The organism is Pseudomonas sp. FDAARGOS_761 (assembly GCF_013343155.1).
In the GTDB taxonomy this organism is placed as follows: Bacteria; Pseudomonadota; Gammaproteobacteria; order Pseudomonadales; family Pseudomonadaceae; genus Pseudomonas; species Pseudomonas aeruginosa.
In genome coordinates this window covers 400,777-420,974 of sequence record NZ_CP054572.1, presented here as the reverse complement: position 1 = coordinate 420,974, position 20,198 = coordinate 400,777, and the positions used below count along the sequence as shown (strand labels likewise).

The window sequence follows — 20,198 nt, the reverse complement described above, 5'->3', positions numbered from 1 at the left end:
GACGGCAGTGAAAAAGCGTTTGCCGAAGAGCAGATTCTCGACTTCCTCAAGCAGGCGGAGGCCGGTGTGCCGGTGAAGGAACTGTGTCGCCGACACGGCTTCAGTGATGCCTCGTTCTACACCTGGCGGGCCAAGTTTGGCGGTATGACCGTGGCGGCCGCCAAACGGTTGAAGGATCTTGAACTGGAAAACAGCCGATTGAAGAAGTTGCTCGCCGAGGCCCACCTCGACATCGAGTCGCTGAAAGTGGTCGCCCGGGGAAAAGGGTAAGCCCGACAGCACGGCGGGAGGCGGTGCAGGAGATGCAGGCGCGAACCTGCATCTCCGAGCGTCGTGCCTGTCAGTTGATCGGGCTGTCCCGCTCGGTGTTGCGCTACCAGCCGCGAGCCAGTGTGCAAAACACCGAGCTGCAAGCCCAACTGGTGGAACTGGCCCAAGAGCGCCGGCGCTTTGGCTATCGCCGCCTGCACATCCTGCTGCGGCGTGCGGGCGTGCAGGTCAACCACAAGCGGATCTATCGCCTGTACCGCGCTGCCGGCTTGATGGTGAAACGGCGCCGCCGCCATGGCGTCGCGGTGGAGCGCGAACGTCTGAGTTTGCCGAGCGCATCAAACCAGGTCTGGTCGATGGACTTCGTCTTCGATGCACTGAGCACCGGGCGGCGGATCAAATGCCTGACGGTGGTCGATTACTTCACCAAGGAGTCGGTCGGCATCCTGGTGGAGCACGGTATCAGCGGCTTTCGCGTCACACGGCTCTGGACGAGATGGCGCGGTTTCGCGGCTACCCGAAAGCGATCCGCACCGACCAGGGGCCCGAGTTCACCGGCAAGGCACTCGATCAATGGGCCTATCAGCGCGACATCAAGCTGAAGCTGATTCAACCTGGTAAGCCCACGCAGAATGCCTTCATCGAGTCGTTCAACGGTAAGTTCCGGGACGAATGCCTCAATGAGCACTGGTTCTGTTCGCTGGCCGAAGCGAGAATCCGCATCGCGGCCTGGCGGCGGGATTACAACGAACACCGACCGCACAGCGCGATTGGCAATCTCACCCCGGCAGAATTTGCTGCAAGTTGGCGAACTCGCCAGCAGCAGCTGAAGCAGGAAAAATTAATATCAACTCCAGGGCCTACTAACTAGGCAGCGGTACTAAAACTGGGGGCAGGTCAGTAGGCCGGCACACACCGGCTATTGGGTGAGCGTCCCCTGAAGTTGGAGGGACGAGTTCCTTCGTGATCTCCTCAGTTACACGACTGGGGCGACCCAGTCTTCAACTCTCAAGCCAGGCACACGGTCGAACTCGCGACGATTGTTAGTAACGACAATCAGCCCCTGAGAGCGGGCATGCCCAACGATCATCTGATCATAGGGACCAATTTGCTTACCAAGGCGGGCCAACTCGGCCCGAAGCTGCCCAGTGTGAACTGCGGCATCCTTGTCATATTTGATCACCTCCAGACGGGCTGCAAACCCTTCCACATCCAACAAGTTACGCTCGGGGTTAGAGGACTTCTCCGCATCGTAGATCAGTTCCATCAATGTCACGGTGCTGATGCACATCTGGCCGTGGTGCCGCTTGAAGACCTCCCGTACCTCCTACGGTCGTTTTTTGATGGTGAAGATGCAGATATTGGTGTCAAGCAGGTATTTGAGCATCAGAAAGCCCCACGCTCCTGATCGGCTGGCTGCTCCCGCTCCGCCATGAAGTCGGCTGTTACTCCCTCACCATCGAACCAGCTCTCCCAAGATTCGCCGGCAGGGGTAATGATCCGAGCTCGACCGACCGCGACCACATCGATGCGCTTCACGTCATCAGGAAGCGCCACAGCCTTGGGTAACCTTACCGCCTGGCTGCGATTGCTCTGAAAAACAGCGCCTTGTTCCACAGCACACCTCCAAGGATATATCGAACGTATATCCCACTGTAGCCCGGCACAGGGATATGTCAACGGGATATATAAAGCCTGGCTCCCCCCATAGACTCTGCCCCCGAAAATACCCGCCACTCCAACCGAGTATTTCCTACTGCATCAGATACGGTCTGTTTGAGAGGTTGTCCCCAGCTTCGCACGAGGACACCCATGAAACGCCCATCCCCTGCATCCATGATTCTTGGCCTCTGCTTGACGGCAACGACCGGCCTGCTGGGCTACCAGCAGTACCAACTCGTCCAGCTCAGGTCTGGCGTCAACAGCGCCGCCGAGAAGTCTTCCATCGAGGCGATCCTGGCCCGGCTGAATCGCGTCGACGAACGCCTGGACGCCGTGGATGGACAGCGCCTGGTCAGCAACGAGGACTTCCGCTCAGGCCAGCAGGCGCTGTCCAACCGCATTGACGCCGCGCAGGCCTTCGCCAAGCAGGCCTCCGACGCCGTCGAGAACCTGGCTCAAACCATCGCCTCGGCCGGCGATCTCCTGGTGCTCAAGGCAACAGTGGAGACGCTGGACGGTTCTGTCCGCACGCTGCAAGAGAAGCAAGCCAAGGCTCTGCCGCTGATCGTGCCTCCACCGAAGCGCGGCGCCTTCCCTGTCAAGCCCAAGCCGAAACCCAAACCGATAGAGCCCCCGCCCTTCTCGATCCTCGGCGTGGAGTATCGCGGGGGCGAACGGTTTCTGTCGGTTGCACCTCCGGGATCCACCCAGCTCAGCCAGATCTACCTCATTCGCCAGGGCGATGCCGTCGCCGGCACCATCTGGCGACTGACCGACCTTGACGATCGTACCGCGCACTTCGACGTCGCCGGCGCCTCGCGCAGCGTTCGCATCCAACCATAGGACCCCACACATGAATAGAACCGTATCGCTCCTGTCCGGCCTGGTGCTGCTGCTGAGCTATCCAGCAGTCGGCCAGGAGGCTGCTGCAAGCCGAGAGGCCAGCAGCCAGCTGTCCGGTAGCCAACTCGGCACGCTGAAACAGCAGACATCTCAGAGCGACCTGGCCCAGGAGTGGGGACTGAATCAACAGGAATGGACCCGCTACCAGACGCTCATGCAAGGCCCCCGGGGCGTGTACTCGCCTGGCATTGACCCGCTGACCGCGCTGGGCATCGAGGCGCGATCAGCAGAGGAACGGCGGCGGTATGCCGATCTACAGGTCCAGGCCGAACGGCGCCGGGTCGAGAAGGAACTCGCCTACCAGCGCGCATACGACGAAGCCTTCGCCCGCGCCTATCCAGGCGAGGGGGTGATCCGCCTCACCGAAAGCAGCACGGCCAACCCGTCGGGCGCCCCGAATATGAGCCCAGCGTTGCAGAGCAGCGGGCGCCTGGCCCTGTTCGTCCAGGACGACTGCACCGCCTGCATCCAGTGGGTCCGCGACCTGCAACAGCAGAACAAGGAGTTCGATCTCTACTTCGTCGGTAGCCAGAACGACGCAGAGCGAGTGCGGCACTGGGCAATCCTCGCCGGCGTCGACCCGAAGAAGGTTCGCAGCAAGCAGATCACGCTCAATCATGACGAGGGCCGCTGGATGGCCCTGGGACTGGGCGGGGTCCTTCCCGCCCTGGTACAGGAGGTGAACGGCCGATGGCAACGTCTGTAATTCGCGCCCTCCAGCTGGCCGCTCTGCTGGTCCTGGCCAACATCGCTCAGGCCGCCGTGGATCCACCGCCGGCGTACAAGCAGATCGCCCTGCCCAAAGGGGTTCCGGCCGAGGTGCTCTACTCGGTCGCGCTGACCGAGAGCAAGGTCCTGCTGCGCGGCGAATACGTTCCCTGGCCCTGGACATTGAACGTCGCCGGGAAATCCTACTACTACGCGACCCGCACCGCCGCCTGCACAGCGCTACTCGCGGCAATCAACCTCTACGGGGCCAAGAGCGTCGATTCCGGCCTCGGCCAGGTCAATATCGGCTGGAACGGACATCGTTTCTCCAGCCCCTGCGAGTCCCTGGATCCGTACAAGAACCTGGACGCCACCTCCGACATCCTGATCGAGCAGCGGGACGCCCTGTATGCATCCGCCCCGGGAAGACCGGTGGACTGGATCCAAGTTGCCGGCCGCTACCACCGCCCCGCCGGCGGCGCGCCTGCCGCCAAATACCGTAGGACGGTATCCCGCCACCTTAGCCAAGTCCTCGGCGTCAACCTACTGGTGACCAATCCATGAAGAAGATCCTTGCCACGCTGGCATTTTGCACGGCGTTCGCGACTCAAGCCTGGGCCGCCGGGCTGATCGTTGTCGAAGACCTCGGCGGCGCCTCGGCGCTCCCCTACTACCAGGGCCTGGATCCGCAGCCATCCGCTGCCACACCAGGACCTGGCGACCTGGGTGTCCGTGGCTCAGGTGCGTTTCCAGTTCGCTCGGTACGCCTTTCGCCAGGCCAGGTTCAGGGGCGCGCCATCAACGCCCCAGGCCTGCAACCGCTGTTCCTGGTCGGCGACGACACGCTGTCTCGAACCTGGCTGAAAGAGCGAGGCGACGAGCTCCGAGGCCTCCACGCTGTGGGCCTGGCAGTGAACGTGGCCAGCGAAGCGCGTCTGACGGAAATCCGTGCTTGGGGGAAAGGACTTCAGATATTGCCGGCGCCGGCGGACGACCTGGTCGACCGGCTCGGACTGCGGCACTACCCCGCCCTCATCACACCCACCGCCATCCAGCAGTAGGAGTCCTCATGACTACTCACCTGATCACCCTAGTCATCAAGCAGCCGAGCGACGCTCAGGCACGCCAACTCATGTACCAGGGGTTGCTCGACCTGATCTCACGCTACGGCGGTGAGGTGGCGTCCAAGGCCTTAGAGGACGAGTCGACCCTCTGCGAGCTGCTGGAGCAGATGCTGCCTGATCATGAGGTAGAGCAAGCCAGGAAACAGGTGCTCGAACTTCATGCCAAGGGCCGCCGACCGGGCCGCCTGCAGCCGGCGGCAAGCCTGAAGGTGTAACCCATGGCTGGCCAGTACCCGCTGGAAGCGCTCTTGCGGCCTGCCGTGGAGCTCTACACCACCACCGTGTGCTTCACCGCGGCCGCGCTCTGCATCGTCGCGCCATGGACGTTCGCCCTCACTCCGCTGTTCGGCATCGTGGCCGCACTGGGCTTCGCCTGGCTGGGTATCGTGCGGCTGAAGCAGGCCGGCGTGGTGCTCCGCTACCGGCGGAACATTCGCCGACTGCCGAAGTACACGATGACCAGCGCCGAAATGCCGGTGAGCAACGAACACCTGTTCATCGGTAGAGGCTTTCCGTGGACGCAGAAGCATACGCAGCGCCTGGCAGATACCTACCTGCCCCAGTTCGCCTCCTACGTCGAGCCCTCGCCGCTCTACGAGCGCGCGCGCCGGTTGGAGAAGCAGCTTGAGTTCGCCCCCTTCCCTCTGAAGCTGGTCGCCAAAGCCACTGCCTGGGACGTGGCCTGGAACCCCGCACGGCCGCTGCCGCCCGTGGGCGGTTTGCCTCGGCTCCATGGCATCGAGCCGCGCGAACAGGATGTAGGCCTGCAACTGGGCGAGCGCGTCGGCCACACACTGGTACTCGGCACTACGAGGGTGGGTAAGACGCGACTCGCGGAGCTGTTCATCACCCAGGATATTCGCCGCACCCACTGCCGGGGCCGACGCCGGCGGGCGAAGATGGGCCGGCGAACCCAGACGGTTCACCACGGCCACCGGCGCCGGCGCGCAGAGGAGCAGCCGGACTACGAAGTAGTGATCGTCTTCGACCCGAAAGGCGATGCAGACCTGCTCAAGCGTATGTACGTGGAGTGCGAGCGTGCCGGCCGCCTGGATGAGTTCTACGTGTTCCACCTCGGCCACCCTGACCTATCGGCACGCTACAACGCCGTCGGCCGGTTCGGCCGGATCTCCGAGGTCGCCACCCGCGTCGCCGGCCAGCTCTCCGGCGAAGGCAACAGCGCGGCGTTCCGCGAGTTTGCCTGGCGGTTCGTCAACATCATCGCCCGCGCACTGCACGCGCTGGGCATCCGCCCGGACTACCAGCAGATCCTACGGCACGTCGTGAACATCGATGCGTTGTTCGTCGAGTACGCCCAGAAGTACATCAGCGAGCACGACCCGAGGGCCTGGGACACGATCATCCATATCGAGGGCAAGCTCAACGACAAGAACGTGCCATTCAACATGAAAGGGCGGCCCTTCCGTGTCGTGGCCATCTACCAGTACCTGACACAGAAACGCATCGCCGACCCGGTCATGGAAGGCCTGAAGAGCGCCGTGCGCTACGACAAGACCTACTTCGACAAGATCGTGGCCTCGCTGCTGCCGCTGCTGGAGAAACTCACCACCGGGCGGATCTCGGAGCTGCTTTCGCCCAACTACGCGGACCTCAACGATCCGCGGCCGATCTTCGACTGGATGCAGGTCATCCGCAAACGCGCCGTGGTCTACGTCGGCCTCGACGCACTATCGGATACCGAGGTCGCCGCCGCGGTGGGCAACTCCATGTTCAGCGACCTGGTCTCGGTCGCGGGTCACATCTACAAGCATGGAGTCGATGACGGCCTGCCCGGCTCACTCGCCGGCGGCAAGGTCCGCATCAACCTGCATGCCGACGAGTTCAACGAGCTGATTGGCGACGAGTTCATCCCCATGGTCAACAAAGCGGGCGGCGCCGGTGTGCAGGTGACGGCCTACACCCAGACCATGAGCGACATCGAGGCCAAGATCGGCTCCCGTGCGAAGGCTGGTCAGATCATCGGCAACTTCAACAACCTGTTCATGCTGCGGGTGCGCGAGACCGCCACGGCCGAACTCTTGACCAACCAGCTCCCCAAGGTCCAGATCTACACCAGCACGCCGGCGAGCGGCGCCAACGACGCAATCAACAACAAGAAGGCAGCCTTCACCTCCAGCTCGCACGACCAGGTGCAGATGACCAGCGTGCCGATGCTCGAGCCGGCCCACATCGTTGGTCTGCCCAAAGGACAGGCGTTCGCGCTCCTCGAGGGCGGCAATCTTTGGAAGATCCGAATGCCGCTGCCGGCGGTCGATCCCGACGAGGTGATGCCGAAAAGCCTGCAGGAGCTGGCTGCCGGTATGCGCAAGGGCCAGGCCGCTAACAGCGAGTGGTGGGAGGCGCCGGGATACTCCGCCCTGCAGGATGGTCTGCCCCAGGACCTGGTCGACGATTTCCGTCACCTCGGCGCCGGTGAGGATGCCGCCTGATGGCTGAAGTCACTCAACGTGCAGAGCAGCAACAAGAGAGCCAGAAGACCCTTGTCGGCACCATCATCAGTACGCCCTTCCAATTTCTCGGCGTGATGTTCGGTTCGCTGGTCGGCGCAATCATCGTGGAGTGGGTTTGCCTGTATTTCTTCTGGCCTGACGCGGGCTGGAAGCATGCCCAGGCCATGTTCGAGTACGAACTCAGTTGGCTGTCGCAAGGGCTGCTACACAGCGTCGTCGTGCAGGAGCCAGGTCGAACCGCCACCTGGCTGGCCCAGTTGGCCTATGACTGGTTGTTCGTGAAGACCGGGATAGTCGACTGGATGACCAACATGACCACCATCGCGCAGGCAGGGCCACGGAGCCCTCTGGACGTTCGCTATCTCACCGCCCAGGGTGTCTCCACGCTGCAGAACTACGGCCTGGCCGCGCTGTACACGGTGCTGACATTCGTCGTGCGCCTGGTGATTCTGGTCATGACGATCCCGTTGTTCCTGATGGCCGCGTTCACCGGCCTGGTGGACGGCCTGGTGCGCCGGGACCTGCGCAAGTTCGGCGCCGGCCGGGAGTCCAGCTACCTCTACCACAAGGCGCGCGGCAGCATCATTCCGCTAGCGGTCGTCCCTTGGACGCTCTACCTGGCAATCCCCATCAGCATCAACCCCTTGCTCATCCTGCTGCCCTGCGCCGCGCTGCTCGGCGTAGCGGTATGCATCACAGCATCCACCTTCAAAAAGTACCTGTAGGAGACCCGCCGTGCAGTGGACTCACGAACAGTCACCGATCATCCAGTCGAAGGCATCGAAGATCCTGGTGCGAGCCTTCGCCGGCACTGGCAAGACCACCACCCTGGTGGGCTTTGCCAAGGCGAACCCTACCCTGAGAATCCTCTACCTCTGCTACAACAGCTCGGTGGAAAAGGCCGCGAAGGGCAAGTTCCCCCGCAACGTAGTGTGCAAGACCGCCCACAGCCTGGCTCATGCGGTGTACGGCATCCAGTACGCCCACAAGAAGACGAAGAACCTGCGTCTGACTGATATCGCCCGCGGACTCGATACCCAAGACTGGGAGTTGGTACGTGACGTGCTGGCCACGCTGAACAACTACATGGCCAGCGCCGACGCGGAACTCGGCCGACCGCACTTCCCGCGCTTCCGCGACAAGGCGTTCCTCACCAGTGCCCAGGAACGCTTCCTCAAGCAGGGCCTGGACATGGCGCGAGTAGTCTGGAGGCGCATGGTAGATCTCCAGGACACCGGCATGCTGATGCCCCATGACGGCTACCTGAAGCTGTATCAACTGAGCAAGCCCGATTTGAGCCAGCGCTTCGACTGCATGCTCCTGGACGAGGGACAGGACATCAACCCAGTGATCGCGGACATTGCCCACTGGCAGCGCATCAAAATGGCTATCGTCGGCGATCCCCACCAGCAGCTCTACCGGTTCAGAGGCGCGGAAGATGCCCTGAACAGCGACTGGATGGTCGGCGCCGAGGAGCACTACCTGACCCAGAGCTGGCGGTTCGGCCCCGCGATTGCGCACGTGGCCAACATCATCCTCTCCTACAAGGGCGAGACACGGAAACTTCAAGGACTGGGCCCGCAGACGCTGGTGAAAAAGTCCCTCCCGGCGGACCTTCCTCACCGCACTTTCATTCACCGCACCGTTATCGGCGTCATCGAAAATGCCCTGCAGCGTGTGCGCAATAATCCGGCGCCCAAGTTCTACTGGGTAGGCGGTATCGACAGTTACTCGCTGCGCGACCTGGAGGATCTGTACGCATTCAGCCGAGGCCTGCGCCAAAACGTCCAGAACAAAAAGCTGCTCCGGGACTACCGCGACTACACCCAGTACGTGGAGATCGCCGAGATCAGCCAGGACAGTGAAATGCTGCGCTCGATCAAGATCATCTCGACCTACCCTGATCTACCGGCGCGGATCCTCGAGCTTCGCTCACTGACCCTTGACGATGAGCTGGACGCAACGATCACCCTGACCACCGCACACAAGGCCAAGGGGCTGGAATGGGATTTCGTTTGCCTGTACGACGACTTCAACGCGGACCCGCTGGCCCCCGACACCGACCCAGGCAAGCGCGACGATGAGTTGAACCTGATCTACGTCGCAGTGACCCGCGCGATGAAGGTCCTCGCCATCAACAGCCTGGTGCTGTCGATCATGCAGCGGTACGTGGACGAGAGAAAGCTGAAGGAGCTGGTGGTCAGTAATAGGGAGTAAAGCGAAACTGCAGAAATCCACGGTACCCAGTAAGGGTATTTTCGATTGAAGCCCTCCCCCTGCCCCTGAAACGGTGCGGTTTTCCCCGAACCGATCCAGGAGCACACCATGAGCATAAAACAGTCCTTCGAATACCATGTCGAGAACATCGACATTCCCTACAAAACCCTCACCAAGGGGGTCGCGATGTTCAAACACAAAGAAGACACCTTGGAACCCGACGACCACGCCTTGCTCAACCCTCTGCGCTGGGCCGAGGTCGTGCGTCTGGGCCAGGAAGGCTGGGAGCTGGTGAGCGTTCAGCCACTCATGCGGGGCGTAACCGAGATCGGCAATCAAAACGCCCAAGGCTGGGCTTGGGGCGTCGCTCTGCCCGTCAGCTACCTGCTGTTTTTCAAGCGCGCAACCTCATAAAAAAATACCCCGAACCCGCGCCGAGTATTTCTTGCGGAATGGAATCAGGGCGATCGGCAAGCTGATCGCACCCTGATCTGCAAGAGATTCGCCGTGAACACTCCACATCCATCCCTTCGCCGAAGCTGCCTGGCCGTCTTGGCCTGCAGTGCGCTGGTCGCACAGGGAGCTTTCGCAGCGAGCGCCTCCGAGCAGGCGAACCTGGAGGTGATGATCCGGCAGCTCAACGCCCTCGAGGACACCGCCCGCCGCAGTGCCCAGAGCGCCGATGAGCCCGGACAGCGCTTCTACTTCGACTACTCACGCCTGGCCGCTGACCTGCAGCGCATCCGCCAAGGCCTGCAGGACTACATGACCCCCAGCCGCGCGCAGCCGCGTGACCCTTCCGACTTATCCGGGAATTACACCCTGCGCGGAGGGCCGATGCCGTGAGCATGAGCGGAGCCCAGACATCAGCGTTCCAGGCCGCCGCTGGCTTTCCCCCATCGGCCGGCGAGGGGCTGTTCATTGGAGCAGCGATGACCTTTCTCCTGCTGTGGTCCGCCTGGGCGATGTACAGCACCTGGCGCGGCTGGGCCACCAACAACCTCGACAGCGCCACTGCCGGCGTTTCCGCGATACGGATCGTGGTCCTCCTCGGCATCACCTCTTTCTTCCTCCTCAGCTGACCCATACGGAGACACTCATGCTGAAATTCACCCTCCAGAAACTGTCCACCCTCTGCCGGCGCCTGGCAGCCATCTCTTTGGCACTCCCAGGTGTCGCCTTGGCTGCACTCCCCAAACCCGAGGCCCCTAGCCGTGGGGAAGGGTCGGGAATCATGCAAACCATCCAGAACTTCGGCTATGACGGAGCGATGCTCCTCGCGCTGCTCATCTGCGCGGCTGTCTTTCTGGGGGTCGCTTGGCATACCTACGGCACCTATCACGCCATCCATGACGGGAAGAAGAAGTGGTCGGATCTCGGAGCGGGCGTAGCCGTAGGTGTCGGCCTGCTGATCTTGATCATTTATCTCGTCACCAAAGCCACCACCATCATGTAAGGGCCTTCCCATGCCCGAAGAACATCTGTTTCAGGATGGAACCCTCAGCTTCCTGCCGACCCGTTTGAACCGGCAACCGGTGGTCATCGGCGGCCTGACCGCAGACGAAATGTGGATCACGGTCTTCACCTGCGGAGCAGTCGGGTTCGTTCTTGGCATCCCGGCTGCCTTGGTCGCAGGTAACGCTGCCTGCATTCCACTGGGCGCGCTGCTGGTAGGCGCCCTCGGCCTGGGTATCGGCAGCCGCGTCCTGCGGCGGATGAAGCGGGGGCGGCCTGACACCTGGTTCTACCGCCAGGTGGAGCTGGCCCTCTCGCTGCGCTTTCCCGTCTTCGGCAACCGTCGCCTGGTGACGCGCTCCGGCGCCTGGACCAGTCGACGCACGGAGTCCCCATGAGTTTCAGAAAACACACCGCGCAACAGCAGGCTCACATCAACACGTTCCGGTTCATCACCGGCTTCTTGTGCATGGTCATCGTGGTGCTGGCCTACTGCGTCTGGGAAGCCCGCAAGGACCTCTGGATCCACATTCCGCCCGACTTGCGTTCAGGGAGCACCCGGTTGTGGTGGGACATTCCGCCAGAGAGTGTCTATGCATTCGGCCTCTACATCTTCCAGCAGGTGCAACGTTGGCCCAAGGACGGCGAGGTGGACTACAAGGGAAACCTGTTCCGCTACGCCGCCTACCTCACTCCCTCCTGCAAAGTCTTCCTGGAGAAAGACTTCGAGTTTCGTCGTAACGCCGGCGAGCTCAGGGGACGCGAGCGCACCACCTCGGAAATCCCCGGTCGAGGCATTGGCGAGAGCAATGGCCGCGTGATCCAGCACTCGATCAATGACTGGACCGTCAACCTGGACATGGACAGCACGGAGTATTACGCCGGCGAGAAAATCAAGCGCGCGCTGGCCCGCTACCCGTTGCACGTCATCCGCGCCGACGTCGACCCAGAGACCAATCCCTTCGGCCTGCAGTGGGACTGCTACTCCGATACGCCTCAACGTATCGAGCTTGAGGAGCCGGCCGCCCCCACCAAGCGGGAGGGAGGTCTATGATCCGGAAGTCGACAGGCTCGCTCTTGCTAATGCTTGCCCTACCCACACTGGCCCACGCGGTGGAGATTCTGCGCTGGGAGCGCATTCCGTTGGCCATTCCATTGACGGTCGGCCAGGAACGCATTGTCTTTGTCGACAGAAACGTGCGAGTTGGCGTTCCTCGGGATCTGCAGGGCAAGCTGCGCGTCCAGAGTACCGGCGGCGCACTCTACCTGCTCGCCAACGAACCGATTCCTCCAGCGCGCCTGCGCCTGCAGGACGCGACCAATGGCGAGCAGATGCTCATCGATATCGCCGCCACCGAAGCCGCGGCCGATCAACAACCGCGCGAGCCGGTCAGGATCGTCGCCGGCGAGCCCGTGGCTCCGCACTATGGCCAGCCCCGGGAAGCCCAGCCATCGGCAGCAGCGAAACAGACCGAGCAGGCAGAAGCACCGAAGGCCGTGCCGCGCGAAACGCCCGTCCCCGTGGTTCTGACGCGCTATGCGGCGCAGATGCTCTATGCCCCGCTTCGCACGGTGGAACCGGTGGATGGCGTCGGTCAGGTGCGCGTCAAGCGAAAGCTCGACCTGAATACCCTGCTCCCCAGTCTGCCCATCACGGCTACCGCCTTGGGCGCCTGGCGGCTGGACGACTACTACGTCACGGCGGTGAAGCTGCAGAACGCCAGCGCCCAGCACCTGGTCCTGGATCCCAGGGACCTGATGGGCAATTTCGTCGCCGCGACCTTCCAGCACCCGTACTTGGGGGCCCGGGGCGACGCTTCCGACACCACCACCGTGTATCTGGTGACGCGCGGCCGCGGCCTTGCCGACGCGCTCCTGCCCTCCTCCATCAGCCAGATCGATCCCAAAGGAGGCCGTCGTGGCGCTGACCGGTAATCCCCTCCTGAAATTGCTGGTCATCCCCGTCGTCATCGGCGCCATCCTGATCGGCGTGAGCATGATGGGCAAGAAGGAAAGCGCGCAATCACAAGGCGCCGCAACCCCGACGGTAACGTCGGAAGAAGCGGCAACCCTGGGCATCGACGGCGACACGCCCGCCGACACACTACGCACCATCGTGGCGGAAAGCCGACAGCTCAAGGACCAGATCAGCAAGGTCATCCAGGAGAATGACTCGCTCAAAGCCGCCAATGAGAACCTGCAGGGCCGCCTGCGCAACATCGATCAGAACATAGAGCAGAAGCTCAACAATACCGCCCAGGAACTGCAGCAACAGCAGGAAAACCGTAGCCAGACGATCCTGGACCAGGTACAGAAACGGCTCGAGAACTTAACCCACATTCCCGAGGCCGGCGACACCGACCTGCCCGTAGGATTCGGCGTGCGACCAGAGGATGGCCAGCACTTGCAGGGAACGGGCTCGTCGTCATCGGATATCGTCTGGATCGAGCCCCAGGACGCCCGCGCGGTCGATGCCAATGGCCAGCCGCTGGCCGCCGGCTCCACCACCCAACCGAGCGGATTCAGCTTCCCGACCTCCTTCGGCAATGCGGTCGATCGCGGACAGAACGCGCTGGAGCGGATCGATGACGGGCTGCACCCAGTCGGCCAACAGCGATCCGACCTGGAAAACCGCAAGCTCGTCCGCAAGACCTACACGCTGCCGCAGAACTCGACACTCATGGGCTCGGTGGCCATGTCCGCGCTGATCGGTCGTGTGCCGGTCGACGGGACGGTCAATGATCCTTACCCGTTCAAAATCCTCATCGGCCCGGACAACCTCACCGCCAACGGCATCGAGCTGCCGGACGTCGCCGGCGCGGTAGCCAGCGGGACCGCCTCGGGCGACTGGACACTCTCCTGCGTGCGTGGGCAGATCCGCAGCCTCACGTTCGTGTTCAACGACGGGACCGTGCGCACCTTCCCGGCGCCGGCCGAGGAGGTGAATGACAACCAGAGCAACAACAACCAGACCGCCAGCGCCGACCAGAAAACCATCCAGGGCGGCCTCGGCTGGATCAGCGACCCCTACGGCATCCCATGCATCGCCGGTGATCGCCGATCCAATGCCAAGGAGTACCTGGGCAATCAGAGCCTACTCACGGCTGCCGGGGCCGGCATCGCCAAGCTCCTGGACGCCGACGAGAACAACACCAGTACCGTCTTCAGCGGCAACGGCACCAGCTTCGGGACGACCGGAACCAACAGCAACTCGGCCCTCAACAGCATCCTCTCCGGCGGCGTCAGCGACATCCGGCAGTGGATGAACAAGCTGTACGGCGAGGCCTTCGCCGCCGTCTACGTGCAACCTGGCGCACGGGTCGCCGTGCATCTCGATCAGCAACTGGCGATCGACTACGAACTCAAGGGCCGCAAGGTCGACTACAGCTCTGGAGCCGCTCATGCAACAGCAGACCTGGACTAACCCCCTTCTTCGTCTCTGCGCCGGCCTGGCCTTCGCGCTGACTCTGGCAGCGTGCTCCACCAGCAAGGAGGAGATGCTGCCCCACGGCGAGGCCAACATGCTCGACGTCTGGCAGCAAGGTACAACCAGCTCGATAGGTAACAGCCGTGGCCGGCTGCTCCTCGATGCCAGGCAAACGCTGCGGCGCCCGATCGATCCGCAGCAGGCTGCCGCCGCGAATGACCAGGCCGACTACACCCGCACGGCCAGCAACGAGATCCACAGCCAGTTCAAACGACTGCCCAATCCCGACCTGGTCATGTATGTGTTCCCGCACCTGGCCGGCAGCGATCCCGCCCCGGTACCGGGCTACACCACCGTGTTCCCCTTCTACCAGCGAGTCCAGTACGCCATGCCGGGCGAGCGCACGGAGGACTACTGATGGGCCTTTTTCAAACCCTTCTGCGCGGTCGCACACAGCCTAAGTCGGTACCGGCAGACACTCCCGAAGATTCAGGAGCGCTGGACGTAGCGGCCGCGGAGGAAGCGACTGAGCGCTATCTGGCGCGACTGGCCGCCATGGGTATTCCTCTGCCTAACACCGGGAGCAAGAATGGCGCCACGCAGGCTCAAGCGTCACGCCTCTACGATCACGCCCCATCGTTCGTAGACCTGCTGCCCTGGGCCGAGTACCTGCCCGACGAACAGGTGATGCTCTTGGAAGATGGGCGTTCGCGCGCCGCATTCTTCGAACTGGTGCCCTTGGGCACCGAGGGCCGCGATCCCAATTGGATGCAGAACGCCCGGGACGCATTGAAAGAAGCCCTGCAGAACTCCTTCGACGAGCACGAAACCTCACCCTGGATTGTCCAGTTCTACGCCCAGGACGAGATCAGCTGGGACGATTTCCAGGAGCAGTTGAGGCAGTACGTCCATCCTCGAGCGCGAGGATCGGCCTTCAGCGAGATGTACCTGGCGCTCATGAAGCATCACCTGGAGGGCATTTCGAAGCCGGGCGGACTGTTCGTCGACACCGCCGTCAGCAAACTGCCCTGGCGAGGACAACAGCGGCGCGTGCGGATGGTGGTCTACCGCCGGATCCGAAAGGCGGATGCGCAGATTCGCGGACAGGACCCGGCGGCATATCTGAAATCCATCTGCGAGCGTATCCAAGGCGGCCTGGCGAACGCCGGCATCGTCGCTTCGCGCATGGGCGGACAGGAGATCAGGAACTGGTTGATCCGCTGGTTCAACCCGCATCCGGATCACCTCGGCAAGACCGATGCGGATCTACGTCGCTTCTACGAACTGGTCTGCCGGCCGGACGAACCGATCCTGCAGGACGAGTTGCCGCTGGCCGACGGCACTGACTTCTCCCAGAACCTGTTCTATCGGCAGCCTGTTTCCGATGCCGCCCAGGGCGTGTGGCTCTTCGATGCCATGCCGCACCGAGTGATTGTGGTCGACCAGTTGAACAAAGCGCCGCTGACAGGCCACGTCACCGGCGAGACGCTCAAAGGCGATGGCCTCAACGCCCTGTTCGATCGAATGCCCGAGGACACGCTGCTGTGCATCACCATGGTCGTGACGCCGCAGGACATGCTGGAAGGGCATCTGCAACAGCTCTCGAAAAAGGCCGTTGGTGACACCCAGGCCTCGATCCACACCCGCGAGGACGTGGCCACCGTTCGACGCCTGATCGGCCGGGAGCACAAACTCTATCGCGGAGCGATCGCTCTGTTCGTGCGCGGCCGCGACCACACCCAGTTGGAGGAACGCTGCATCACCCTGAGCAACGTACTGCTCGGCGCCGGCTTGGTGCCGGTCGAACCGCAGAACGAAGTCGGACCGCTGAACAGCTACCTGCGCTGGTTGCCCTCGAACTTCGATCCGAACGAAAAGCGGGCCCTGGAGTGGTACACCCAGATGATGTTCGCGCAGCACATCGCCAACCTATCACCCATCTGGGGGCGTACCACCGGTACCGGACACCCTGGCTTAACGCTGTTCAACCGTGGCGGCGCACCGTTGACCTTCGACCCGTTCAACAAGCTGGACCGGCAGATGAATGCCCACGGCTTCATCTTCGGGCCAACTGGCTCCGGCAAGTCGGCGTCCCTGACCAACCTCATCTGCCAGATGCTCGCCATGTACCTGCCGCGGATGTTCGTCGCGGAAGCGGGCAACAGCTTCGGCCTGCTGGCCGACTTCGCCAAGCGGTTTGGCCTCTCGGTCCACCGGGTCCGCCTCGCCCCGGGCTCCGGCGTCAGCCTGGCACCGTTCGCGGACGCCATCAAGCTGGTCGAGAGCCCCGACCAAGTGAAGGTCCTGGACGCCGAAGACGTCGAGGCCTCGGACTCGGTCCAGGGCAGCAAGGCCGACCTCGAGGACGACCAGCGAGACATCCTGGGCGAGATGGAGATCGTCGCCCGCCTGATGATTACCGGCGGCGAAGAGAAGGAAGACGCGCGCCTGACCCGTGCCGATCGCAGCGCCGTCCGCCAGGCGATCCTGGCGGCGGCCAGGACCTGCGCCGCCGCGAACCGCACGGTACTGACCCAGGACGTGCGCGATGCGCTCTACGAGGCCTCCAGGAGCGATGGCACCGCGCCAGAACGGCGCGCGCGCCTGGCCGAAATGGCGGAAGCCATGCAGATGTTCTGCATGGGTGCCGACGGCGAGATGTTCAATCGCGAAGGCACGCCCTGGCCTGAAGCCGATCTCACCGTGGTGGATTTCGCGACTTACGCGCGCGAAGGCTACGCCGCCCAGCTCGGGATCGCCTACATCTCGCTGCTGAACACCGTAAACAACATCGCCGAACGCGACCAATTCAAGGGCCGGCCCATCGTCAAGATCACCGATGAGGGGCACATCATCACCAAGCACCCGCTGCTGCTGCCCTACGCCATGAAGATCACCAAGATGTGGCGGAAACTGGGCGCCTGGTTCTGGCTCGCCACCCAGAACATCGACGACATCCCAGCCTCCGGGGCGCCGATGCTGAACATGATCGAGTGGTGGTTGTGCCTGAACATGCCCCCCGACGAGGTAGAGAAGATCTCCAGGTTCCGCGAGCTGTCGCCGGCGCAGAAGTCGATGATGCTCTCGGCCCGCAAGGAAAGCGGCAAGTTCACCGAGGGCGTGCTCCTGGCCAAGGGCAAGGAGTACCTCTTCCGCGTGGTTCCCCCGAGTCTCTACCTGGCTCTGGCCATGACCGAAAACGAAGAAAAGAACCAGCGCTACAACATCATGCAAGCCACCGGCTGCGACGAGCTCGAGGCGGCCTTGCAGGTCGCAGCGGATCTCGACCAGGCGCGCGGCCTGCCACCCTTCCCCATTGTTTTCCCAGACCAACCGGCAGTGGAGTGCCAGGACGAATGAGAGCTCTGAATTCGCTGACCCAGAACCTGATCGACAACCTGACCCAGATCCTGCAGAACCCCGAAGAAGATGCCCTGCAGACGCTCAGGATATGCGCTCCTGTACTGATCGAGGAGTTGCAGCAGATTCAACTGAGGGCGGTCGATCGCCGGGATATCGTCCCGCAGATAAAGAAGCTCCTGGATGAATGGCTGCAACAACATCCACAGCCTGATACGGCCCAACAGGCGCTCATCGAGGCCGTGGACCGTGCGGAAATCCTACAGCGGAGGCAAGCGTGAGACTGTTGAAGGGCGGCTGGGCAGCGAAACGATTTCAAGGTCCCGCCCTGCCCTGGGCGGGGCTGCTGCTGGTCTTGCTGGCTGCATCCGCCATAGGGGTCGAGCTTCTGGTGAAGGGGCTGCCAGCCAACCACAGCCTCTACGGCGATGCGAAAGCGCGCTGGACGATCAATGAATACGCCGACCTGGAGTGCCCCTTCTGCAAGGTCTACACCCCGCGGCTTAAGCGCTGGGTAGACAGCCATCCGGACGTGAACCTGGTTTGGCGGCATCTTCCCCTGCAGATGCATGGCGAGGCGGCCCGCCACCAGGCTCGCTTGGTGGAGTGCGCGGGGATCCAAGGCGGCGCCAAAGCCTTCTGGAGCGCTATCGATGCGATCTTCGCTCAGTCGGCCGGCAACGGGGGCGGGCTGGCTGGCGGCACATTGGACTTTCCTGAACTGGACCAGTCTCGACTGGAGAAATGTGCGAAAGACAAAGATCTGGTGGACCAGTTGATCAAGACGGACATCGACACTGCACAGTCGAAGGGCATTACAGCGACCCCGACCCTGGTCATCCGGGACAACCAGACGGGACGAAGCGTGAAGCTGGAGGGCATGGCCGATGAGGCCACGTTGCTGTCGGCTATAGACTGGCTAGCCAAGGATCACTAGTGTCGCGCCAAGAGACTCTTGGCTAAGAAATCGGCGAGGATTCCAACATCCCTCTTTTGGGCCTCCAGGATGCCCTGCACTTCACCTGGCAGAACCTCGACCTCCTCCCCATCCACAATCTTTACCATTCTCTTGCGGCCGGAGCTGGTGAGGCTAAGCCTCAACTCCATCGCCGGCCGGGCATTGATGTAAATGCTCTCGAGCAAGCGTTCCATGACTTCGACCACTCCTTAATATCAGTTAGCCATCTCCATACAGGGATTATGCCCTCTAGGGCATGAGGGAGTCACCCCTAACGCTGCAAGCAGCAGTTCTGGATACGGACGGGCTGATGGTTTCCTGCTGCCCCATCGCAAGCGATCCTGTCTGCTGTCTATTCCTTCCTCGAACCGGTACAAGCCCGCACCTCTTCATCACTTCCCCAAATGGGCCACCACGCCCCCTGGCTATCGGCTTACTCTTAGTACTACTCACTAGCGTGTGCCTGACCTAACCAAGACTACAAAACGATAGGCGGTTCATCTTTCCTCATAACTTGAGGTTACTATTGAGTCTCATCCAACCCTCAGGGTTAAGGAGATTGGAATGCTTATTAAAATTCTTCGAATTATATTCTTGTTGCCTATAGTTGGTTTGGCACAGCAGGCTGCTGCCTCCCCGCCCGCAGAGTCACACTCGGAACAATCTGAATCTTCGTGTATCGATGTCCAAGTCAATGGAGCACGTAGCCTGTCTTATAACTGCATGGCTCAGCAAATGACTCCACCCAAAGAGGATCCTCGGCGTCGGAACCCTACCTTGAACTCCACATTAGCGTCTGAACGCGCCACTCGCCTGCCACCCACACAGACAGGACTTTTTACCAGCCTTCATCAACGTGCCATATCGAACTCGAAAGACTAGCCCTCAGCCAAACGACTTCCAGCCTATGCAGGGCACTCTATAGAGTGCCCTGCAGCACATTCACAAGCTGAACACCTTGAAATAAAATCCTACTAAGGCGCATCCTTAGTTCAAAACCACATTTATTATTCCTGACACATTCTGGACCTCGCCATACACTGCCCGCCCATCACGATAACTGTAGCTCATTATCACTGGAATCGTTGTTTTGAATGCAGTGCAACTGTAGTTTACAACAACAGATCCGCCATATGGCTCAACACCCAATTGAATGTCGGTCGGGCCGACCCATGACACATTACACCCTTGAGATGAATTCCCGGGTGTATTGTAACCAACACATCGTAGATCTGATGTTCCCCTGCTAACACCGTCTGGATAGAAATTGGCATAACGTGGAGCATAAAGATTTGCCCGGCAAGATGTTGTAAATTTCCTATCTCCGCTGGCAGAAACAGTGACCGTTCCTGGTGAAGGCATTGCCGAAATGATCATCCTTTGCAGAGGAGGGAGTGTAGGCGCTATTTGACTCGACTTCATATTACTTGGAAGAATCGAACAAACTACAACATCTTCAACATCCACACCCTTTGAGACTTCCCCCATACTTGTTATTTCTACTCCACCCTGCGCCCGACATATCTCACTTCCATCATTTGAGCCCTCATCAGCACACGCGAAATTGCTAGCCACCAAAAGCACAGCCGACATAACAAGTGATTTTTTCATTTTCAAAAATACCTCTCCAGGCTAAAAATTAT

The 20,198-nt window shown here is 61.6% G+C and carries 22 protein-coding genes and 2 pseudogenes; 21 read left to right on the top strand and 3 right to left on the bottom strand.

Annotation, left to right across the window (positions count from 1 at the left end; all coding sequences use genetic code 11):
* The first annotated feature begins 33 nt into the window (after positions 1-33).
* Positions 34-1,141 (top strand): annotated as a pseudogene (locus FOC67_RS01985) (IS3 family transposase).
* Between the two features lie 105 nt (positions 1,142-1,246).
* Here FOC67_RS01985 and vapC read toward each other — a convergent pair.
* Positions 1,247-1,657, bottom strand: a pseudogene (gene vapC / locus FOC67_RS01980) (tRNA(fMet)-specific endonuclease VapC).
* Positions 1,657-1,887 carry a type II toxin-antitoxin system VapB family antitoxin gene (gene vapB / locus FOC67_RS01975; protein ID WP_031627788.1) on the bottom strand — a complete coding sequence of 77 codons (231 nt, stop codon included), beginning with the start codon at positions 1,885-1,887 and terminating at the stop codon, positions 1,657-1,659. Before vapB ends, vapC begins: the two are co-directional and overlap by 1 nt.
* 195 nt (positions 1,888-2,082) lie before the next feature.
* Between vapB and FOC67_RS01970 the strand changes: the two genes are divergently transcribed.
* The 20 genes from FOC67_RS01970 to FOC67_RS01875 all read left to right on the top strand — a co-directional run bounded on the left by FOC67_RS01970 (position 2,083) and on the right by FOC67_RS01875 (position 18,534).
* Positions 2,083-2,775: a hypothetical protein gene (locus FOC67_RS01970; RefSeq protein WP_009316306.1), complete on the top strand. Its 693-nt coding sequence runs from the start codon at positions 2,083-2,085 to the stop codon at positions 2,773-2,775.
* 10 nt (positions 2,776-2,785) lie between these two features.
* A complete protein-coding gene (locus tag FOC67_RS01965) occupies positions 2,786-3,541 on the top strand; it encodes a TIGR03759 family integrating conjugative element protein (protein WP_009316305.1) in 756 nt (251 codons plus the stop codon).
* A complete protein-coding gene (locus FOC67_RS01960) occupies positions 3,526-4,107 on the top strand; it encodes a hypothetical protein (protein WP_003121011.1) in 582 nt (193 codons plus the stop codon). The genes FOC67_RS01965 and FOC67_RS01960 overlap by 16 nt, the downstream gene beginning before the upstream one ends.
* Entirely contained in the window at positions 4,104-4,604 is a 501-nt protein-coding gene (locus FOC67_RS01955) for an integrating conjugative element protein (protein ID WP_009316304.1), read from the top strand. Before FOC67_RS01960 ends, FOC67_RS01955 begins: the two co-directional genes overlap by 4 nt.
* Before the next feature lie 8 nt (positions 4,605-4,612).
* Positions 4,613-4,882 (top strand): hypothetical protein, encoded by a 270-nt coding sequence (locus FOC67_RS01950; protein ID WP_009316303.1) that lies wholly within the window; start codon positions 4,613-4,615, stop codon positions 4,880-4,882.
* Between the two features lie 3 nt (positions 4,883-4,885).
* The gene (gene traD, locus FOC67_RS01945; RefSeq protein WP_009316302.1) at positions 4,886-7,117 is read left to right on the top strand and encodes a type IV conjugative transfer system coupling protein TraD; all 2,232 of its coding nucleotides are present in this window, start codon (positions 4,886-4,888) and stop codon (positions 7,115-7,117) included.
* Positions 7,117-7,863, top strand: coding sequence for a TIGR03747 family integrating conjugative element membrane protein (locus FOC67_RS01940; protein ID WP_009316301.1), 747 nt, complete (start codon positions 7,117-7,119; stop codon positions 7,861-7,863). Before traD ends, FOC67_RS01940 begins: the two co-directional genes overlap by 1 nt.
* A 10-nt stretch (positions 7,864-7,873) precedes the next feature.
* Positions 7,874-9,355 carry a UvrD-helicase domain-containing protein gene (locus tag FOC67_RS01935; RefSeq protein WP_009316300.1) on the top strand — a complete coding sequence of 494 codons (1,482 nt, stop codon included), beginning with the start codon at positions 7,874-7,876 and terminating at the stop codon, positions 9,353-9,355.
* 108 nt (positions 9,356-9,463) lie between these two features.
* Entirely contained in the window at positions 9,464-9,769 is a 306-nt protein-coding gene (locus FOC67_RS01930; RefSeq protein WP_009316299.1) for a hypothetical protein, read from the top strand.
* Positions 9,770-9,862: 93 nt separating this feature from the next.
* Positions 9,863-10,201, top strand: coding sequence for an RAQPRD family integrative conjugative element protein (locus FOC67_RS01925; protein WP_020750393.1), 339 nt, complete (start codon positions 9,863-9,865; stop codon positions 10,199-10,201).
* The gene (locus FOC67_RS01920; protein ID WP_003099839.1) at positions 10,198-10,437 is read left to right on the top strand and encodes a TIGR03758 family integrating conjugative element protein; all 240 of its coding nucleotides are present in this window, start codon (positions 10,198-10,200) and stop codon (positions 10,435-10,437) included. The genes FOC67_RS01925 and FOC67_RS01920 overlap by 4 nt, the downstream gene beginning before the upstream one ends.
* A 17-nt stretch (positions 10,438-10,454) precedes the next feature.
* Entirely contained in the window at positions 10,455-10,811 is a 357-nt protein-coding gene (locus FOC67_RS01915) for a TIGR03745 family integrating conjugative element membrane protein (RefSeq protein WP_009316297.1), read from the top strand.
* 10 nt (positions 10,812-10,821) lie between these two features.
* Complete coding sequence (locus FOC67_RS01910; RefSeq protein WP_009316296.1) at positions 10,822-11,208, top strand: TIGR03750 family conjugal transfer protein; 387 nt, start codon at positions 10,822-10,824, stop codon at positions 11,206-11,208.
* Positions 11,205-11,864 carry a PFL_4703 family integrating conjugative element protein gene (locus FOC67_RS01905; protein ID WP_003086164.1) on the top strand — a complete coding sequence of 220 codons (660 nt, stop codon included), beginning with the start codon at positions 11,205-11,207 and terminating at the stop codon, positions 11,862-11,864. Before FOC67_RS01910 ends, FOC67_RS01905 begins: the two co-directional genes overlap by 4 nt.
* Positions 11,861-12,745, top strand: coding sequence for a TIGR03749 family integrating conjugative element protein (locus FOC67_RS01900; protein WP_009316295.1), 885 nt, complete (start codon positions 11,861-11,863; stop codon positions 12,743-12,745). Before FOC67_RS01905 ends, FOC67_RS01900 begins: the two co-directional genes overlap by 4 nt.
* Positions 12,729-14,234: a TIGR03752 family integrating conjugative element protein gene (locus tag FOC67_RS01895; RefSeq protein WP_009316294.1), complete on the top strand. Its 1,506-nt coding sequence runs from the start codon at positions 12,729-12,731 to the stop codon at positions 14,232-14,234. Before FOC67_RS01900 ends, FOC67_RS01895 begins: the two co-directional genes overlap by 17 nt.
* Positions 14,212-14,655 carry a TIGR03751 family conjugal transfer lipoprotein gene (locus FOC67_RS01890; protein ID WP_009316293.1) on the top strand — a complete coding sequence of 148 codons (444 nt, stop codon included), beginning with the start codon at positions 14,212-14,214 and terminating at the stop codon, positions 14,653-14,655. Before FOC67_RS01895 ends, FOC67_RS01890 begins: the two co-directional genes overlap by 23 nt.
* Positions 14,655-17,597 (top strand): conjugative transfer ATPase, encoded by a 2,943-nt coding sequence (locus tag FOC67_RS01885; protein ID WP_009316292.1) that lies wholly within the window; start codon positions 14,655-14,657, stop codon positions 17,595-17,597. Before FOC67_RS01890 ends, FOC67_RS01885 begins: the two co-directional genes overlap by 1 nt.
* On the top strand, positions 17,594-17,878 hold the full coding sequence (locus FOC67_RS01880) for a hypothetical protein (RefSeq protein WP_009316291.1): 285 nt from the start codon (positions 17,594-17,596) through the stop codon (positions 17,876-17,878). Before FOC67_RS01885 ends, FOC67_RS01880 begins: the two co-directional genes overlap by 4 nt.
* Positions 17,875-18,534 (top strand): DsbA family protein, encoded by a 660-nt coding sequence (locus tag FOC67_RS01875; RefSeq protein ID WP_009316290.1) that lies wholly within the window; start codon positions 17,875-17,877, stop codon positions 18,532-18,534. The genes FOC67_RS01880 and FOC67_RS01875 overlap by 4 nt, the downstream gene beginning before the upstream one ends.
* Here the strand turns inward: FOC67_RS01875 and FOC67_RS01870 are convergent.
* Positions 18,531-18,749 (bottom strand): hypothetical protein, encoded by a 219-nt coding sequence (locus tag FOC67_RS01870; RefSeq protein WP_009316289.1) that lies wholly within the window; start codon positions 18,747-18,749, stop codon positions 18,531-18,533. The genes FOC67_RS01875 and FOC67_RS01870 overlap by 4 nt on opposite strands.
* Between the last annotated feature and the right edge of the window lie 1,449 nt (positions 18,750-20,198).

Excerpts from the sequence above, each read along its gene's own strand:
- FOC67_RS01870 (WP_009316289.1), bottom strand. The coding sequence starts at position 18,749 with ATGGAACGCTTGCTCGAGAGCATTTACATCAATGCCCGGCCGGCGATG.
- FOC67_RS01970 (WP_009316306.1), top strand. The coding sequence starts at position 2,083 with ATGAAACGCCCATCCCCTGCATCCATGATTCTTGGCCTCTGCTTGACG.
- FOC67_RS01940 (WP_009316301.1), top strand. The coding sequence starts at position 7,117 with ATGGCTGAAGTCACTCAACGTGCAGAGCAGCAACAAGAGAGCCAGAAG.
- FOC67_RS01880 (WP_009316291.1), top strand. The coding sequence starts at position 17,594 with ATGAGAGCTCTGAATTCGCTGACCCAGAACCTGATCGACAACCTGACC.
- FOC67_RS01950 (WP_009316303.1), top strand. The coding sequence starts at position 4,613 with ATGACTACTCACCTGATCACCCTAGTCATCAAGCAGCCGAGCGACGCT.
- FOC67_RS01960 (WP_003121011.1), top strand. The coding sequence starts at position 3,526 with ATGGCAACGTCTGTAATTCGCGCCCTCCAGCTGGCCGCTCTGCTGGTC.
- FOC67_RS01965 (WP_009316305.1), top strand. The coding sequence starts at position 2,786 with ATGAATAGAACCGTATCGCTCCTGTCCGGCCTGGTGCTGCTGCTGAGC.
- FOC67_RS01905 (WP_003086164.1), top strand. The coding sequence starts at position 11,205 with ATGAGTTTCAGAAAACACACCGCGCAACAGCAGGCTCACATCAACACG.
- FOC67_RS01910 (WP_009316296.1), top strand. The coding sequence starts at position 10,822 with ATGCCCGAAGAACATCTGTTTCAGGATGGAACCCTCAGCTTCCTGCCG.
- FOC67_RS01900 (WP_009316295.1), top strand. The coding sequence starts at position 11,861 with ATGATCCGGAAGTCGACAGGCTCGCTCTTGCTAATGCTTGCCCTACCC.
- FOC67_RS01930 (WP_009316299.1), top strand. The coding sequence starts at position 9,464 with ATGAGCATAAAACAGTCCTTCGAATACCATGTCGAGAACATCGACATT.
- FOC67_RS01955 (WP_009316304.1), top strand. The coding sequence starts at position 4,104 with ATGAAGAAGATCCTTGCCACGCTGGCATTTTGCACGGCGTTCGCGACT.
- FOC67_RS01885 (WP_009316292.1), top strand. The coding sequence starts at position 14,655 with ATGGGCCTTTTTCAAACCCTTCTGCGCGGTCGCACACAGCCTAAGTCG.
- traD (WP_009316302.1), top strand. The coding sequence starts at position 4,886 with ATGGCTGGCCAGTACCCGCTGGAAGCGCTCTTGCGGCCTGCCGTGGAG.
- FOC67_RS01890 (WP_009316293.1), top strand. The coding sequence starts at position 14,212 with ATGCAACAGCAGACCTGGACTAACCCCCTTCTTCGTCTCTGCGCCGGC.
- FOC67_RS01915 (WP_009316297.1), top strand. The coding sequence starts at position 10,455 with ATGCTGAAATTCACCCTCCAGAAACTGTCCACCCTCTGCCGGCGCCTG.